A 15,005-nucleotide genomic window follows, 5' to 3' on the forward strand; every position below is an offset into this window, starting at 1 on the left:
ACCGTGACCTCCGAGGGAACCGCCGATAACGGTTGTTACTACCCGATCGGGCGGATCGTAATACTCGGGACTCTTGTGGGGGCGCGGCGAACCCGGACCCATGCGAACGAGCGTCAACGTTCCGGCGGACCTCCGGGACGAGTTCGACCGCGTCTGGCGGGAGGAGGGGATCGACAACCGGTCCCGAGCGGTCCGAGAGGCGATGCGGGAGTACGTCGAGTCGCACGCGCGGCTCGAGTCGATGACCGGCGAGGTGGTCGCGCTCCTCGGGTTCGACTACCGCCACCACGACGTGATCCGGGAGCTCCACGGGGTCCAGCACGCGTACCAGGACGTGATACTCAACACCAGCCACACCCACCAGGGCGAGTGGTGTCTCGAGTCGTTGTTCTGCCGCGGCGACGCCGCGCGCGTCCGCGACCTGAGCTACCGGCTCCGCGACTTCGACGCGGTCAACCGGGTCAAGGCGATGGTCATCCGCGACCGTGGGGAGTGAGGCCGGAGCGGGGAAGAGAGACGCCGCTCGCGACGGCGGAGCGAGGCCGCCCGTCGCTGCCGGGTCGAGACGGCGCTACTCGATGTCCGGGGCGCGCTCCCCGGCCGGGACGACGATCTCCAGCCAGTTCTCCTCGGGCGGGAGCGGACAGGCGAACGTCTCGCTGTACGCGCAGAAGGGGCTGTACGCGAGGTTGAAATCGAGGGTGACGACGTCGCCGTCGGCGAGTTTGCCCTCGGGCTCCAGCTCCATATACCGGCCCTGGTGGTACGTCTGCTGGCCGGTGGTCTTGTCGCGGAAGGGGACGAAGATCTCGCCGTCCTCGCCCTCCTGTCGGTACCCCGCGAGCGCGTGTTCCTCGTCGCCGACCTCGAACGCGAAGGTGACGACGCGGAGGTACCGGACCGGGTTGCTCGCGGTGGTCTCCATTTCGACCGGCTCGGGGTCGTCGTGGACCGTCGCGGTCGCCTCGACGCGGTAGTCGGAGTTCGGCTCGAAGTAGTCGAGCCCCTCGAACCCGTCGCGGTGCTCCGGGGGAATCGGCGACTGCGGGTGGTCGGCGAAAAAGTCGTCCTTCTCGCGGCGGTTGGCGCGAAGCCGGTCGGCGTACTCGTCGGTCATGCGCGAACGGAGGAGCGCCGGCGGTTTCAGGGCCGCGGTTCGCTCACAGCGCCTGCAGGTCGGCGAGGCAGTCATCGAGGTCGCGCGTCGACGTCGCCAGCGAGAACTGGTCGACGCGCGCGAGGTCGGCGGCGTGCTCCCAGAGGTCCTCCGACTCGATCCCGTGCAGGACGACCGCGTTCGGCGTCGGGCTCACGACCCGCAGCGCGACCAGCGGCGACTCGCCGCGGGTCACCCCCGTGAACACGAGCGCCCGGTTCGTCGACTGCCCGTACAGGCGATAGAACTCCTCGCTGGAGAGCCGCGTGATCGCCTCGATGGAGTTGATGACGGTGTGGCCGTTGACGTGGTCCTGGTCGCCGCGGACAACCTCCGTCGCGTCCATCGCCTCGTAGAACTCCTCGACCGGCACCGCGGTGGAGTACTCGCGGAGGTCGTGGACGATGTCGCTCTCGAACCCCGCCGAGAGCACGCGGGCGTACTGGCGGAGGCGCCCGCCGCCGCGGCGCTCGTCGATGTCCAAGAGCCCGTCGACGATCCGGCGCACGACGCCGATCCCCGGGCTCTCGCGCCGCCCGCTCTCGTAGTCGGAGATCACCGACGAGGAGACGTCGAGCTGCTCGGCGAGCTCGGTCTGGGAGACGTCGAAGTCGGTCCGCCACTTCCGGAGCGTCGCCCCGGGATCGTCGCTGAGCGTTATCTCGCCGGCGATCCGGCGAGAGAGCTCCTCGCGTGCGTCGCTCATTGTGGCTTCCGAGGGCGGAGCGCCGCAAAAGGCTACCGAAAACGGGGTTCGTCGGACGTCGATACTCTCCGAGCCCGTCGCCGCGACCTGCGGGGTGGAAGGACCCGAGCGCGGTCACTCCACGTACAGCGAGTAGACGATGACGCCGAAGCCGACCGCGGTCAGCAGGCTGTCGATCGCGATCCCCACCGCCAGGTCGGCGCCGATGATCTGGTGGGAGACGCCGCCGACGAGCGCGCCGACGGTCACGATCCCGAAGCCGAGCCCGAGCGCGCGCAGCGAGGGGTCGCCCGTTCTGCCGTACGCGCGGACCGCGTAGTAGGTGATGCTGCCACCGAGCGCGAGGATGGCGGTCTTTGCCACGATGATGGCGAGGTCGATGTGGGTTGTCATGTTTCCTCTCGCAGTTCCGACCAGAGGTCGGCCAGCCGCTCGTCCCGCGTGGGCTCCGGGCGGGAGAACTCGACGGCGAGCCCCCGGCGTTCAGTTCCCTCGTCGCCGTCGTCGTCGCCGTCGATCGAGACCGTGACGGCGTCGAACGAGACGGAGTAACGCGTCGTGTGCTGCCCGTCGCGGCGGATGTCTGTCGACTCCCGGAGCAGGGAGGCGTCCGTGAGCTTCTCCAGCTTCCGGTACGTCGTCGACAGGGGGATGTCGCACTCCTCGGAGAGGTCGCTCGCCGTCTTCGGCTCGGTGAGCGCCGTGACGATCCGGCGCGCGGCGTCGTCGGCCAGCGCGTCCAGCACGTCGTCGACCGACGGCGGATCCTCCTCGCCCGACGGGTCCCGCACCATGTCTCTCCGTTGGACCCCCCGCGTCTTAAATCATCGAACTTCGGCTCTGGCGACCGCGCGACCGCACGCCACCCGCGCCGCCGGACGCGCCCCGTTTTTGTGAGTGGGCCGCATACGGCCCTTCGATGGACTCGTGGAAGCGCCGCGTCGTCGGGTATTTCGGCTTCGTCCTCTTCGTGCTGATCTTCACCGCGGTCGCCTACCGCTACGGGATGCGGGTGTACGAGGGCGATCCGCGGACGATGGTCGAGGCGCTCCGCTTCTCGGTCGAGATGTTCACCACGACCGGGTTCGGCGGGGACGCGCCTTGGGAGAGCCAACAGCTGAACGCGTTCATCGCCGTGATGGACCTCGTCGGTATGGTGCTGCTGATCGGCGCGCTGCCGGTGGTGGTGACGCCGCTCTTGGAGGAGGCGTTCTCGACGTCCGCTCCCACGTCGCTCGACGGCGAGGTGTCGGACCACGTCGTCGTCTGTTCGGACACCTCGCGGGCGACGGCGCTCCTCGAGGAGCTCGACTCCCGGGAGATCCCCTACGCGGTCGTCGAACCGGACGCCGACCGAGCGGTCCGACTCCACGAGGCGGGCCGGACCGTGATCCGCGTCGACCCCGAATCGGTCGAGGGGCTGGCGGCCGCGAACCTGGCCGACGCCCGGGCGCTGGTGACGGACGTCTCCGACCAGGTCGACGCGAGCATCGTGCTCGCCGCGAAGGAGCTGGCGCCGGACGTGCGGGTCATCAGCGTCGTGGAGGACCCGGACCGCGAGCGATACCACCGGCTCGCGGGCGCGGACGAAGTGCTCTCGCCGCGGTCGCTCCTCGGCGAGAGCCTCGCGGCGAAGGTGACGACCGCGCTCCAGACAGACATCGACGAGGCGGTCGCCATCGGCGACTCCCTGCAGCTGTCGGAGGTGTCGATCCCGCACGGGAGCCCGCTTGCCGGCTCGACGCTCGCCGACAGCGGGATCCGCGAGCGCGCCGGCGTCAACGTGATCGGCGCGTGGTTCAACGGCGAGTTCGACGCGGCGCCCCCACCGGACGCGACGCTGTCGGCCGGGACGGTCCTGCTCGTCTCCGGGCGGCCAGACCAACTGGAGCGGCTCGTCGACCTGACGAACTCCGCCACGCGGCGGTTCGGCGCGGGTGAGACGGTAGTCATCGGATACGGGCAGGTCGGTCGGACCGTTACCGAGGTGGTCGCCGACGCCGACCTGCCCGTCACGGTCGTCGACCGGGAGGACGCCGAGGGCGTCGACGTTGTCGGCGACGCGACCGAGCCGGAGACGCTGCGCGATGCGGGCGTCGAGTCGGCACAGACCGTCGTGCTCGCCCTGCCGGACGACACCACGACGGAGTTCACCACGCTCGTGGTCCGTGACCTCGCGCCGAACACGCAGGTGCTCGCCCGCGTCGAGGAGACGGCGAGCGTCCGGAAGATGCACCGGGCGGGCGCCGACTACGTCCTCTCGCTCGCGACCGTCACCGGGCGGCTGTCGGCCTCGACCGTCATCGAGGACCGCGACGTGCTCTCGCTCAACCAGCAGATCGAGGTCGTCAGGAGCCGCGTGCCGCGGCTCTCCGGACGGACCATCGGACGGGCGAACGTCCGCGAGACGACCGGCTGCACCGTCATCGCGGTCGAGCGCGACGGCGGCGAGGTCTTGACAGAGATCGGTCCCGACACGCGGATCGGCACGGACGACAGGCTGGTGGTCGTCGGCACCGACGAGGGGATCCGCTCGTTCGAGCGTCAGTTCGCGTGACCGTCGCTCGAACGCCTTGCGCCGCGACGGACCTCGGCGCCCGCGAGGCGCCGGCTCGACGCCGGCTCGACGCCGAGACGAGTCGAACGCTTCAAGTATTCGCTGGCTGTTCGTATCTGTATGAAAGACCAGGGACGCTCCACGCGCAAGCGGACGGGCGGTCGGCTCAAGCACGCCTCGAACAAGAAGCGCCACCAGCTCGGCCGCGAGCCCGCCGAGACCACGGTCGACGAGACGCGGCTCCAGTTCATCGACTCCCGCGGCACGGAGAAGAAGGTCCGCGCGCTCTCGACGAACGTCGCGCAGGTCGCCGACGGCGGCGAGGTCAGCGAGGCCGATATCGAGACCGTCGTCGACAACCCCTCCAACGTCAACTACGCCCGCCGGAACATCGTCACCAAGGGCGCCGTCATCGACACCTCAGCCGGCCGCGCCCGCGTCACCTCTCGTCCCGGCCAGACCGGGCAGGTCAACGCGGTCCTCATCGACTGAACGACCCGACCGCCCACGGCCCGCTTTCTGAACGTATTTACCGCTCGACGACGACCGGCGACGCGTGTACCTCGGCGTCGACGAGGCCGGCAAGGGACCCGTGCTCGGGCCGATGGCCGCCGCGGCCGTGCTCGCTGACCCGTCGAGCCTCCCGGCCGACGTCGACGACTCGAAGCGGCTCTCCCCCGAGCGACGCGAGGCGATAGACGCGGCGCTCCGCGAGAGCGACGCCGTCGCTATCGGCGTCGGATTCGTCGAGCCCGCCGAGATCGACCGCCCCGACACCGACATGAACACGCTCACCGTTCGGGGGCAGGCGCGGGCGACGCGGGCCGCGCTCGGCGGGTCGCCCGCCGCCGCCGCCCTCGGAGTCGCCGACACCCCGCTCGACGAACCGGTCCATGTCGTCGCCGACGCGGGCGACACGAGCGAGGCGCGGTTCGCCCGCCGGCTCGCCGAGTTCATCGGCGGTGGTGACGGCGAAGAGGAGGGGAACGCCCCCGACCGCGACGGCGATGCAGCCGAGTCCGCGACTCTCCCCGCGGTCGATGTCGAGGCCTTCCACGGCGCCGACGAGGCGGACCCGGTCGTCGGGGCGGCGAGCGTGGTCGCCAAGGTGGCCCGAGACGCGCGGATGGCGGCGATCGACGCCGACTACCCCGAGTACGGCGACCTCGGCAGCGGCTACCCGAGTGATCCCGCGACGCGCTCGTTCCTCCGGGAGTACGCGGCCGGCCACGGGGCCGTGCCGGACTGCGCGCGCCGGTCGTGGGCGACCTGTGACGACGTGTTGGCCGCGGCCGAGCAGTCAGCGCTGGACGATTTTTAAAAGAGCCCGGACGCGGCGGCGCCCGCGGCGCCGACGACCGTCTCCCAGACGGAGAACCCGGTGAGGATCGAGAGGACGGTGTCGGCGCCGAAGAAGGCGAACAGCACGGCCGAGACGACGTGTGCGAGCCGCATGTCGAACCGGTGCGCGAAGGTGTGGAAGAAGTACGCGTTCGCCAGGCTGATCGGGATGATAGCCAGCATCTCGCCGACCCAGATGGCGGAGGTGGCGCCGTACTGGACCGCCAATCCGATCGTGACGATCTGGGTCTTGTCGCCGAACTCCCCCGTGGCCGTGAGCACGAATATCGGGAGGAACCCGCCGAACGACCCCGCGTAGCGGTCGAGCGGTCCCGGGAGCGTCACCGCCTCCAGCGCGGCGACCGGGTCCGCGGTCGCCGAGGGGTCGCTCTCGCCGTCGGCGTCGGCCCCGAATCCGCCGGCGCCGCGCTCGGGCATCGACCGGTAGAGGAGGTACGCGAAGAGGAAGAACAGCCCCGCGGTGACGGCGTCCAGAACGATCGCCGGGAGCGCCGCCTGCAGCGCCCGGCCGAAGGCGATCTCGAGGGCCGTCCAGCCGGCGAACGCCGACCCAGCGGCCGCGACGACCACTCTCGGGTCGAAGCGGGTCGACAGCGCGGCGATCATGAACTGCACCTTCTCGCCCGGCAGCACGGCGATCTGCGTGAGGAACGCCACGACGGCGATCTCGGCGTACGCGGTCATCGGCTCCGACACCTCAGCCCGCCGCCGAGCCCCCGATCCCGCCGGGTCCGGCCCCGCTGGCCCCGACAGACGGCGCCGGCGGGTTCGGTACGACGGTCGACGACAGTGAGTCCCATATGAGAATTAGACGCGTCTAAACTATTAATTTGTCGCATACAGATTCCAGGCGAGACCGACCCGCGGTCGCGTCCGGACCCGAAGGTCGTCGGGAGCGCGTCGGACTCGGAAAGGCGGAGCGGGCCTCCACGCGTCGCCTCACCGGATCGTCAGCAGGCGGCGGAGAATGTCGCCGTAAGCCGGTCGGGTGATCAGGACGCCGATCAGGACGCCGAGGATGGTGAAGATCGCGAACCCGGAGAGGTCACCCAGCGAGAGCACCATCAGCGGGGACATCGCGACGATCGTCGTCGCGGCGGCGGCGCCGATGACCCAGAAGGCCCGGCGGAACCGGGAGTCGAACACCTTCCGGGAGTTCACCTCGCCCTCGCTCATCACCTCGTCGGCGATGATCACCAGGTCGTCGACGCCGGTCCCGACGACCGCGATGAAGCCGGCGATGACCGCCAGCTCGATCGGGTAGCTCACCAGCGCAGCGAAGCCGAGCAGGGCGTACACCTCCGCGAGCGCCGTGACGATCATCGGCAGCGCCACCGCGGGCTCGCGGTACCGGAGGAACACCATGCCCGCGACCGCGAACACCGCGAGGATCCCCGTCACCAGTGAGTAGTTCTTGTAGTTCTCTCCCTGCGCGGCCGAGATGGTGCTTGAGGTCCCCTCGCCGCTGATGTCGAGCTCCGCCGGCAGCGCGCCGGCGCGCAGGTTGACCGAGATCTCTTGAGCCGTCGAGAACTCGGGCGTGGTCAGCTCGAAGTTTGCGCTGTCGGCCCACGAGCCGCTCTCCATGCTGTCGGCGAGCCCCGGGTCCATCCCGAAGGAGTTGACGACCTCGCCGTCGACGGTGAGCAGGAGACAGGGGTTCGAGTTCTCGATCTCGCCCGTCTCGGGGTTGTACCCACACCGGTCCCCCTCCGACTGATACGCGGCGGGGAAGCCGCGGTCGACGACGGCCTGTTGGAACGTCGCGGCCGGCGGCCGCTCGCCGTCGGCGGCGGTGTTCCGGACTGTCACCGGGACGTACGAGCCCGTGCCGCGGTCCCGCTGTGACGCCGTCCCGATGTTCTCGAAGTCGTCCTGAGTGAGCACCCCCTCCTCGACGGCGGTGCCGTTCTCGCTCGGGTACGCGATGTTGATTTGGACCGTCCCTCGCTCTTGAAGCAGCGAGACGACGTCGCTCCGGCCCTCGCCGGGCACCTCGACGAGCACGAAGTACTCGCCGCTGAGCGACTGGACCTGCTGGACGCTCCCGCCCGAGAGGCCCGCCTCGTTGATCTTCCCCTCGATGATGCTCTGCGTGAGGTCGCGGGTCTCCGCAGTCACGCCGGGCCGGACGCCCTCGTAGGAGTAGCCCGAGGCGTCCATCGCCGCGCGGAACTCCTCCTCGGTCACGGCGGGGTCGGTGACCTCGATCGCCCGCTCGTCCTCGCCGACGCTCGACCCCACGTCGCGGAGCTGCACGCCGTCGAGCTCGTCGGCGACGGCGCGTTCGGCCGTCACGGGGTCGTCGCCGGCGAAGTCGACGCCGGTGGCGGTGTACCCCTCCAGCGGGGCCCGGACGCGGGTGCCGCCCTCCAGGTCCAGCCCGTACTGGAGGTTCGTGATCCCCTGGCTCGCCTCGCTCTGGTTCTCGCCGGGGGCGGTCTCAGGCGCGAACTGCGGCGCGAACAGCGCGATCGACGCGCCGACCACGACGACGACTAAGAGGAGGATCCGCCAGTTGTTCTTGATCGGCTCTAACATCAGCGTTTCACCCCCTCGAACTTGTACCAGCGGAGCAGCGAGACGTTCAGCAGGTACGTGTTCATGAGGTCGGCACAGAGGCCGACCGCGAGGATGATCCCGATGTTCCGCAGGAGGTCGACGCCGAAGACGGTCGCGACGATCGCCATCACGATCATCGCGGCCATCGACGTGAGCGTCATCGTGATCCCGGTCCGCATCGCCCGACTCACCGACTCGTAGAAGTCCCCCGTCCGGCGCAGCACGGAGTTGTTCAACAGGATGTCGGAGTCGACGCTGTACCCGATGATCATCAGCAGCGCCGCGATCGTCCCCAGCGTCATCTGGATCCCGAGGAGGTTCATCACGGCGACGGGGATGACCAGGTCGGAGAACGCCGAGGCGACCACCGCGAGCGACGGGATGAACGTCCGGAACAGCGCGAACACGAGCACACTCATCCCGAGGAACGCCAGCGCGACGCCGAAGATCGCGGTTCGGGCCGTGTCGCCCGCGAAGCTCGGCGACACCTGATCGATTGCTGTCGTGGTGAGCCCCGCGTCGTCCGCCTGTTGCGAGAGCTCCTCGGCCAGCCCCTCGGGGTCCTCGTCGGCCGCCCGGAAGGTGACGACGTACACGTCGTCCGCGGGTATCGACCGGATCGAGTCGGGCTGTCGGTCGAACTCCGTTTCGATGCGTTCCTCAACGTTACCACCGTCGTCTGCGACCCGGAGCTCCACGCCGCCCGTGAACGCCAGTCCGAGGTTCGCCGGCGCTCCCGTGACGAGATACCAGCCCAGAATGATCGCGAGCGCGAGCGCCAAGACCGCGAGCGGGACCGCCACGAGCTGCCGGTTCGAGTACTCGGTGTAGTTGACCTCCGGTACCTCGATCGCTATCATAAATAGCGGTTCCTGCGCGGGCGGGAATAAGCCTTCTCACTCGCCCGTGACCCGGTTCTCAGTCGCCCGCACCCCGGCGCTCCGGAAACCGCATCAGGGCATATACCGCACGCTGACGACGCCCGGCTCGGAGCGGATCTCGACGCGGTTCACGCCGAGCCTGGCGGCCCGAGACAGCGTCGCCTCCCGGTCCTCGACCACGTCGGCGACCGCGTCCTCGGTGTCACCCTCAGGCGGCGTCAGCACGTGGATCTCGCCCTCGCCGGCGCGGGGCTCGCGGGCGAGCTCCCCCGTCGGCGTCTCCGCCGCCAGATCGCGCTCGTGGACGGTCGGCGGCTCCTCGCTCTCCTCGATGGAGAGGCGCCGCCGCTCCGCCACCTCGATCACCCGGTACGTGACCTCCATCGGCGGGTCGGGCGCGACGGTCGCCTCGACCGCGTCGTCGGCCTCGAGCCCGGGGTTCGAGCTCAGCGTGTGGACCTGCCCGTCCCGGACGTCTTTCAGCACCGCCGAGTCGCTCTCGACGTGCGTGACGAGGAACGTGCTCTCTTTTCGGTCCGCCGCCTCCGTCGCGTCGGCGCCCTCCGACCCCTCCGCGTCGGTGCGCTCCGGCTCGTCGGTCATTGGTCCGCGGTAGGCGGCCGACCCTTTTCGGGGTTTCGAGCCGCGTCAGTCGTCGGCCGCCGGATCGTCCGGCGCCGGCTCATCGCTCGTGTCCGCGTCGACCCCCTCGTCGGTCACGCGAAGCCGATAGTGGGTCGCGAACACGACGACCGCGGCGATCACTGAGGGGACCACTCCGGCGGCCTGCGGCAGCGCGTAGAGGGCGCCGACGACAGCGGACTCGGTCGGCTCCCGGAGCTCCGCCGGCGCGGAGATCACCAGGCCGACGTACAGCGAGAGGAGGAAGAGGAAGCCACCGTACGCCATCTTCCGGTCGTACCCCGGCCGCACGGAGTTGCCGCGGCGGTGCCGCCGCGCGACGAACAGCAGGGGCGCGAGCAGCGGCGCGACGGCGGCGAACCCGGCGACCACGTACAGCGAGCGCGAGAACAGGAACGTGCCGCCCTGCACGTCGGCCGTCTCCGCCATCCAGACGACGAGCGCGAGGGTGACGACGGTCGCGATCAGCCCGGCCGCGAGCGCGCCGACGACCCCGTACACGCGCATCGTCCACGACTCGGTGTGCCGGATCGCGTAAGGGATCGCGCCGAACACTCCGCGGTAGCTGTCTGCCATCGTCTGCACTACGGCCGACGGCGGATTAAACCCCTCGTCGGCGGACGTGATATTTTAAACCCCGCGACGGAACCGTCTCACGTGGGTCTGTACGACACGTATCTCCGCGTCCGCCACCGGCTCCACGACGGGGAGCCCCCCGCACACGTCGCGATCGTCATCACCGAGCGCGACCTCCTCGCCGACGGGGCGTTCGACACCCTCGCCGAGGCGCTCGGGTGGGCGCTGGAGTACGGCGCCGAGCGCGTCACCGTCTCGGTCTCCGTGCTCGACGAGTCCGTGGTCCTGACGCTCACGCGCGAGCTCCGCCGGCTCGACGCGCCCGCCCCGTTCGTGGTGCGTGGTCCGGGCACCGACGGGACCGCCGACGCCGACGTGAGGGGCGTCGAAGGCGACGAAGCGGGTGACGTCGGACCCGCCGACAGCGACGCTCCGATCAGGGTCACCGTCGGGCTCGGCGGAAAGGGGGAGTTCGCGGCCGCGGTTCGCGAGCTCGCGGTCGACGTCGACGAGGGGGACCTAGACCCGGCGACGATCGACGCGGACGACGTCGCCGACCGGCTCGTGTTCCCGGAGGAGCCGGACCTCGTGATCAAGACGGGCGCGGAGCGGCTCTCCGACTTCGCGATCTGGCAGTCGGTGTACGCCGAGCTCTACTTTACCGACGTGAACTGGCGCGACTTCAGGCGGCGGGACTACCTGCGGGCGGTCCTCGATTTCCAAGAGCGACAGCGTCGGTTCGGGCGGTGAGGGGCTGAGGCGAGCCGGTCCTCCCTCTCACCAGACGAACCGGAACAGCACCGTGAACGTGACGAGCGCCCCGACCGTCGAGAGGAGCGGAACGACGTTCTGCATTAAGACGACGCGCGCGCTCGTCCCCGGGTTGAACAGGTCGGAGGCGGAGGGGATATCGGCCGGGTCGCCCTCGCCGATCGGGCCGGTCTCGTCGGCCTTCAGTGCGCCGACGGACACCGTCGGTTCCTTCTCACCTTTGATCCCCTGCCGCACCGTGACGGTCCGCGTCGCGCGCCCCCAGCCGAGCCCGACGATCGACATCGTCGCGATGATGACGAACGAGGCCGGGATCCCGACCGCGGAGAGGCTGATGACGATCCCGGAGGAGACGGAGGCGACGACGATCGCCGCGGTCAGCGGGAGGTCGGTGATGTCGTTACCGAGGGTGTCGAGCGTCCGGCGCGCGATCGTGAACGCGCCGACCGCGACCGCGGCGCTCCCGAGCAGGATCATCGGCGTCATCTCGACGCCGTCGAGCGCGACGAGCGGCGCGATCGCGTTCGCGATGTTCGAGGTGCCCGACGAGAACGCCATCAGACAGCCGATCGCGATGACGACGAAGCCGCCGACGAGCTCGCGTCGAGTCGTGTTCGGGCCCGCGACCGGCTTCGGGATCGCCCCGGAGCGGTCGATCTCGAACAGCGCGCCCTCCGTGCTGTCTATCGCCACCCAGCTGTCGATGGCCGGGTAGAAGTAGCGCCCGACGACCCCGGAGACCCAGAAGCCGATGATCGGGGCGACGATCCACCAGATGGCGATCTCCCCCATCACCGCCCTGTCGAGGGTCCCTGTCGCGAGCCCGAGTCCCGCGATCGCCCCGACCGCCGTCATCGAGGTCGACGCGGGGACGCCGGCGAAGTTCCCGACGAACAGCGCGCCGCCGATGAAAAAGAGGACGAGGATGCTCGTCTCCAGCGTGAACACGCTCCCGCCCGTGACGAGGTCTTCCCCGAGCGTCGTCACGACGCGCTGTCCGAGCGTGCCGGCGCCGATGAAGAAGAACACGGACATCAGCGCCGCCGCGCCCGACTTCGAGAGCACGTCCGACCCGACCGCCGGCCCGAACGCCGGCCCGGTCGTGGCGCCACCGATGTTGTACCCGACGAACGCCGCGACCACGAACCCGACGAGAAGCAAGACCTCAACCATATACCCGCTACAACAACGCACGCCCGGTTAAGCGGACAGGTTCGCGCCGGCGACGCGGGAGGTTCTCACCGCGGCTATCGCCGGTCGACGAGGTGACGGCTGTCGTATAGAGGTATTTAAAAATGCACCGGCCGAGACTCCCGGCGAGTGAAACGAGCGGGGAGTCAGGCCGGTGGATCTTCGAGCGCAGCGAGAAGATGCACCGGCCGAGATTTGAACTCGGGTTGCAACCATGGCAAGGTTGCGTGATACCACTACACTACCGGTGCGCGCTTCGCACTCGATAATTGATCGGAAGTCCACTTAAACCTGTCACATCGGGACTGCGGCGAGGTCGTCTCGGTCCGCTCAGGGATTCACTCCGTCCGCGACGCCGCGATTTCGGCCCCGTGCGCCCGGACGAGGGCGGCGAACGCCTCGGCCTCCGCGTCCGCCTGCGCGGCGTCGTCCCGCCGGTCGCGCACCCGACGTTTGACCGCCCGGATCGCGTCCGGCTCGCCGGACGAGATTTCGTCGGCGACCGCGCGGGGGTCGTCGACGACCCGGGAGACGAGCCCAGTCCGGAGCGCCTCGTCCGCGTCGAGGACGCGGCCCGAGAGCGCGAAGTCGAGGGCGTCGCCCTCGCGCATCACCCGCGGGAGGCGGATCGTGCCGCCCCACGCGCCGAACAGCCCGAACTCGACGCCCGGCTCGGCGAACGTCGCCGCGGGCGTGGCGACCCGGACGTCGGCCGCGAGCGCGAGCTCGACCCCGCCCCCGCGGGCCGCGCCGTCGATCCCGCAGACGACGACCGTGTCGGCGTCCGCGAGCGCCGCGGCGGCGCGCTGGCCTCGGCGGGCGAACGACGCCGCGTCGGCGGTCTCGTCGCCGTCGGGACCGGCGCCTCCGGCGAGCCCGGCGACGACGTCGAGGTCGGCGCCGGCACAAAACGCGTTACCGGCGCCGCGGAGGTAGGTGACGGGCGTCTCGGCGTCGGCGATCGCGCTCCGGAGCGCGTCCAAGTCGTCGGGGCGGAGCGCGTTTCGCCGCGCCGGGCGGTCGATCGTGACGACGCGGACGCGGTCGTCGGTACGGGTGCGGATCACGGCGTCGTATCCCGGTCGTTTCCAAAGGTCTTTGCCCTTCGCTCGAGTACCGCGTGGTAATGGACGATGCCGCGCGAGCGCGTGAGGCCGCTCACGAGGCGCTCGCGGATGTGGAGCCCGACCAGCTGCGGGAGGCCCTCGAGAGCCGCATTCTGGACGCCGCGGTGACGCCCGGCGTGCTGGCGCTGGTCACGGCCCGCGCGGTCGACCCCGACCTGAACCCTGCCGATGTCGTCGACCGGGCGGCGGGCGTGCAGCTCATCTACGAGGGGCTCCGGCTCACCCGGACGGTGGCCCACGAGGAGCCGTGGGTGACCGCGCCGACGCGCGAGACCGACATCGACGCGGACATGGACGTGCTCACGGCCGACGTGCTCGTCTCGCGCGGCTTCTCGCTGCTGGCGTGTACCGACGCGGCCGGCGCCGCGGTCGAGGTCGTGCGCGCGTTCGGTCGCGACCAGACGCTCCGCGATCGCGAGGGGACCGACCCCGCGGCGGCGACCGCGCTCGACCGGAACCTGGAGGTCGACGCCCTCGAGCTGGCGGTCGTCGCGGGCACCACGGCCGTCGGCGGCGAGCCGCCGGAAGAGCTGCTGACGTACGCTCGCGAGCTGGCGGCCGACTACGACGGCGAGTTCCCGCCGCCGGGGCGCGCGCTCCCCGACGCCACCGCCGACCGGATCGCGGACATCTCCGACCGCGCCGTTAGCGCGACGGACCGGTGATCGGCCGACGGCGGCGGGACCGTGTGTGTCTCTGTGACGCGACGGCCCCGAATCGAAACCACTAAACTCGACTCCCGTCAACAACTGCTTGCGTGCCTGGGTAGCTTAGCGGTAAAGCGCGTCCTTGGTAAGGACGAGACCCCGAGTTCAAATCTCGGCCTAGGCTCTTTCTCCCGCCCCCGCTCTACGCGAGTGCGCTCCCGTCTTCGAATCGGTAGCGGATCCTCCCGCCCAGCGACGAGAGACCGGTCGAAGGGCGCGTCGCGGTCGGCTTCACTACGGTTATGATATGAGACGAGTAGCGCAGCTATCGACTTCGATTCCGTCTCGACCGCCACCGTCGATTCGTACAGCACGCTCGTGGACATCGGCTCGCAGGAGGCGGTGCTCGAAGCGCACGTCGACGGGCTCGAGGAGACGCTCCCGACGGAGGAGCTGGGCCCCGCCCCGGACGTCGTCATCGAGGGGTTCCACGACCTCGCGGACCGCCTCGAGTGAGGGGGTCGGGGCCGGCTGGCCGATGGCTCCCGGCGGGCACCGCGACCGGCCGACCGCACGGGCAGTCGCAACGCCGATACCCGTGGCCGACCACGGTCCGGCCATGACCTTCGCCGACCTGTTCGAGCGGGGCGCCGAGCACGCCGCGACCGAGCGATACGCGTGGTCGCGCGACGCGGACGCGAACGCCTGTTTATACACTGATAGAACCGTGCAATCACCACGTAGTTAATAAAAAAAGAACGCTCTTCTGTAGGAGATTGTTGATACTGTTGAGCTGTCGCTGTGGAGTCGAAGAGGACAAGGGCACC

Annotated in this window: 19 protein-coding genes and 2 tRNA genes; 9 read left to right on the forward strand and 12 right to left on the reverse strand. The window is 70.0% G+C overall.

Annotated features, from left to right (window positions below):
• The first annotated feature begins 100 nt into the window (after positions 1-100).
• On the forward strand, positions 101-496 hold the full coding sequence (locus N5096_RS03415) for a CopG family ribbon-helix-helix protein (RefSeq protein WP_267662931.1): 396 nt from the start codon (positions 101-103) through the stop codon (positions 494-496).
• A gap of 75 nt (positions 497-571) precedes the next feature.
• Here the strand turns inward: N5096_RS03415 and N5096_RS03420 are convergent, their stop codons facing one another.
• The 4 genes from N5096_RS03420 to N5096_RS03435 all read right to left on the reverse strand — a co-directional run bounded on the left by N5096_RS03420 (position 572) and on the right by N5096_RS03435 (position 2,656).
• Positions 572-1,117 carry a DUF1684 domain-containing protein gene (locus N5096_RS03420; protein WP_267662932.1) on the reverse strand — a complete coding sequence of 182 codons (546 nt, stop codon included), beginning with the start codon at positions 1,115-1,117 and terminating at the stop codon, positions 572-574.
• A 43-nt stretch (positions 1,118-1,160) separates the two neighbouring features.
• A complete protein-coding gene (locus N5096_RS03425) occupies positions 1,161-1,862 on the reverse strand; it encodes a helix-turn-helix domain-containing protein (protein ID WP_267662933.1) in 702 nt (233 codons plus the stop codon).
• Between the two features lie 114 nt (positions 1,863-1,976).
• A complete protein-coding gene (locus tag N5096_RS03430; protein ID WP_267662934.1) occupies positions 1,977-2,255 on the reverse strand; it encodes a DUF7521 family protein in 279 nt (92 codons plus the stop codon).
• A complete protein-coding gene (locus tag N5096_RS03435; RefSeq protein WP_267662935.1) occupies positions 2,252-2,656 on the reverse strand; it encodes a winged helix-turn-helix domain-containing protein in 405 nt (134 codons plus the stop codon). Before N5096_RS03435 ends, N5096_RS03430 begins: the two co-directional genes overlap by 4 nt.
• A 125-nt stretch (positions 2,657-2,781) precedes the next feature.
• Here N5096_RS03435 and N5096_RS03440 point away from each other — a divergent pair, with 125 nt between their 5' ends.
• The 3 genes from N5096_RS03440 (at position 2,782) to rnhB (ending at position 5,740) form a co-directional block, all read left to right on the forward strand.
• A complete protein-coding gene (locus tag N5096_RS03440) occupies positions 2,782-4,419 on the forward strand; it encodes a potassium channel family protein (protein WP_267662936.1) in 1,638 nt (545 codons plus the stop codon).
• Between the two features lie 120 nt (positions 4,420-4,539).
• Positions 4,540-4,911 carry a 30S ribosomal protein S8e gene (locus N5096_RS03445; RefSeq protein WP_267662937.1) on the forward strand — a complete coding sequence of 124 codons (372 nt, stop codon included), beginning with the start codon at positions 4,540-4,542 and terminating at the stop codon, positions 4,909-4,911.
• 64 nt (positions 4,912-4,975) lie between these two features.
• Complete coding sequence (rnhB, locus tag N5096_RS03450; protein WP_267662938.1) at positions 4,976-5,740, forward strand: ribonuclease HII; 765 nt, start codon at positions 4,976-4,978, stop codon at positions 5,738-5,740.
• Here rnhB and N5096_RS03455 read toward each other — a convergent pair.
• The 5 genes from N5096_RS03455 to N5096_RS03475 all read right to left on the reverse strand — a co-directional run bounded on the left by N5096_RS03455 (position 5,737) and on the right by N5096_RS03475 (position 10,442).
• Entirely contained in the window at positions 5,737-6,465 is a 729-nt protein-coding gene (locus N5096_RS03455; protein ID WP_267662939.1) for a TMEM165/GDT1 family protein, read from the reverse strand. The two genes, rnhB and N5096_RS03455, sit on opposite strands and share 4 nt — an antisense overlap.
• A 255-nt stretch (positions 6,466-6,720) precedes the next feature.
• A complete protein-coding gene (locus tag N5096_RS03460; protein WP_267662940.1) occupies positions 6,721-8,322 on the reverse strand; it encodes a preprotein translocase subunit SecD in 1,602 nt (533 codons plus the stop codon).
• Positions 8,322-9,203 carry a protein translocase subunit SecF gene (gene secF, locus N5096_RS03465; protein ID WP_267662941.1) on the reverse strand — a complete coding sequence of 294 codons (882 nt, stop codon included), beginning with the start codon at positions 9,201-9,203 and terminating at the stop codon, positions 8,322-8,324. The genes N5096_RS03460 and secF overlap by 1 nt, the downstream gene beginning before the upstream one ends.
• 93 nt (positions 9,204-9,296) lie before the next feature.
• On the reverse strand, positions 9,297-9,827 hold the full coding sequence (locus N5096_RS03470) for a DUF5812 family protein (protein WP_267662942.1): 531 nt from the start codon (positions 9,825-9,827) through the stop codon (positions 9,297-9,299).
• A 45-nt stretch (positions 9,828-9,872) separates the two neighbouring features.
• On the reverse strand, positions 9,873-10,442 hold the full coding sequence (locus N5096_RS03475) for a DUF8056 family protein (RefSeq protein WP_267662943.1): 570 nt from the start codon (positions 10,440-10,442) through the stop codon (positions 9,873-9,875).
• 81 nt (positions 10,443-10,523) lie between these two features.
• Here N5096_RS03475 and N5096_RS03480 point away from each other — a divergent pair, with 81 nt between their 5' ends.
• Positions 10,524-11,192, forward strand: coding sequence for an undecaprenyl diphosphate synthase family protein (locus tag N5096_RS03480; RefSeq protein WP_267662944.1), 669 nt, complete (start codon positions 10,524-10,526; stop codon positions 11,190-11,192).
• 27 nt (positions 11,193-11,219) lie between these two features.
• On the opposite strand, the gene N5096_RS03485 is transcribed toward N5096_RS03480, so the two are convergent.
• From N5096_RS03485 to N5096_RS03495, 3 genes are all read right to left on the reverse strand, one after another.
• On the reverse strand, positions 11,220-12,386 hold the full coding sequence (locus N5096_RS03485; RefSeq protein ID WP_267662945.1) for an inorganic phosphate transporter: 1,167 nt from the start codon (positions 12,384-12,386) through the stop codon (positions 11,220-11,222).
• A gap of 198 nt (positions 12,387-12,584) precedes the next feature.
• Positions 12,585-12,655: transfer RNA gene (locus tag N5096_RS03490), tRNA-Gly, on the reverse strand.
• Between the two features lie 87 nt (positions 12,656-12,742).
• Positions 12,743-13,471 (reverse strand): enoyl-CoA hydratase/isomerase family protein, encoded by a 729-nt coding sequence (locus N5096_RS03495; protein WP_267662946.1) that lies wholly within the window; start codon positions 13,469-13,471, stop codon positions 12,743-12,745.
• Between the two features lie 59 nt (positions 13,472-13,530).
• Between N5096_RS03495 and N5096_RS03500 the strand changes: the two genes are divergently transcribed.
• The 4 genes from N5096_RS03500 (at position 13,531) to N5096_RS03515 (ending at position 14,926) form a co-directional block, all read left to right on the forward strand.
• Positions 13,531-14,196 (forward strand): DUF7114 family protein, encoded by a 666-nt coding sequence (locus tag N5096_RS03500; RefSeq protein WP_267662947.1) that lies wholly within the window; start codon positions 13,531-13,533, stop codon positions 14,194-14,196.
• Between the two features lie 94 nt (positions 14,197-14,290).
• Positions 14,291-14,362: transfer RNA gene (locus N5096_RS03505), tRNA-Thr, on the forward strand.
• Between the two features lie 194 nt (positions 14,363-14,556).
• Complete coding sequence (locus N5096_RS03510) at positions 14,557-14,694, forward strand: hypothetical protein (protein ID WP_267662948.1); 138 nt, start codon at positions 14,557-14,559, stop codon at positions 14,692-14,694.
• Positions 14,695-14,797: 103 nt separating this feature from the next.
• A complete protein-coding gene (locus N5096_RS03515) occupies positions 14,798-14,926 on the forward strand; it encodes a hypothetical protein (protein ID WP_267662949.1) in 129 nt (42 codons plus the stop codon).
• Positions 14,927-15,005: the final 79 nt, after the last annotated feature.

This window comes from Halorubrum yunnanense (assembly GCF_026586675.1).
Taxonomy (GTDB): Archaea; Halobacteriota; Halobacteria; order Halobacteriales; family Haloferacaceae; genus Halorubrum; species Halorubrum yunnanense.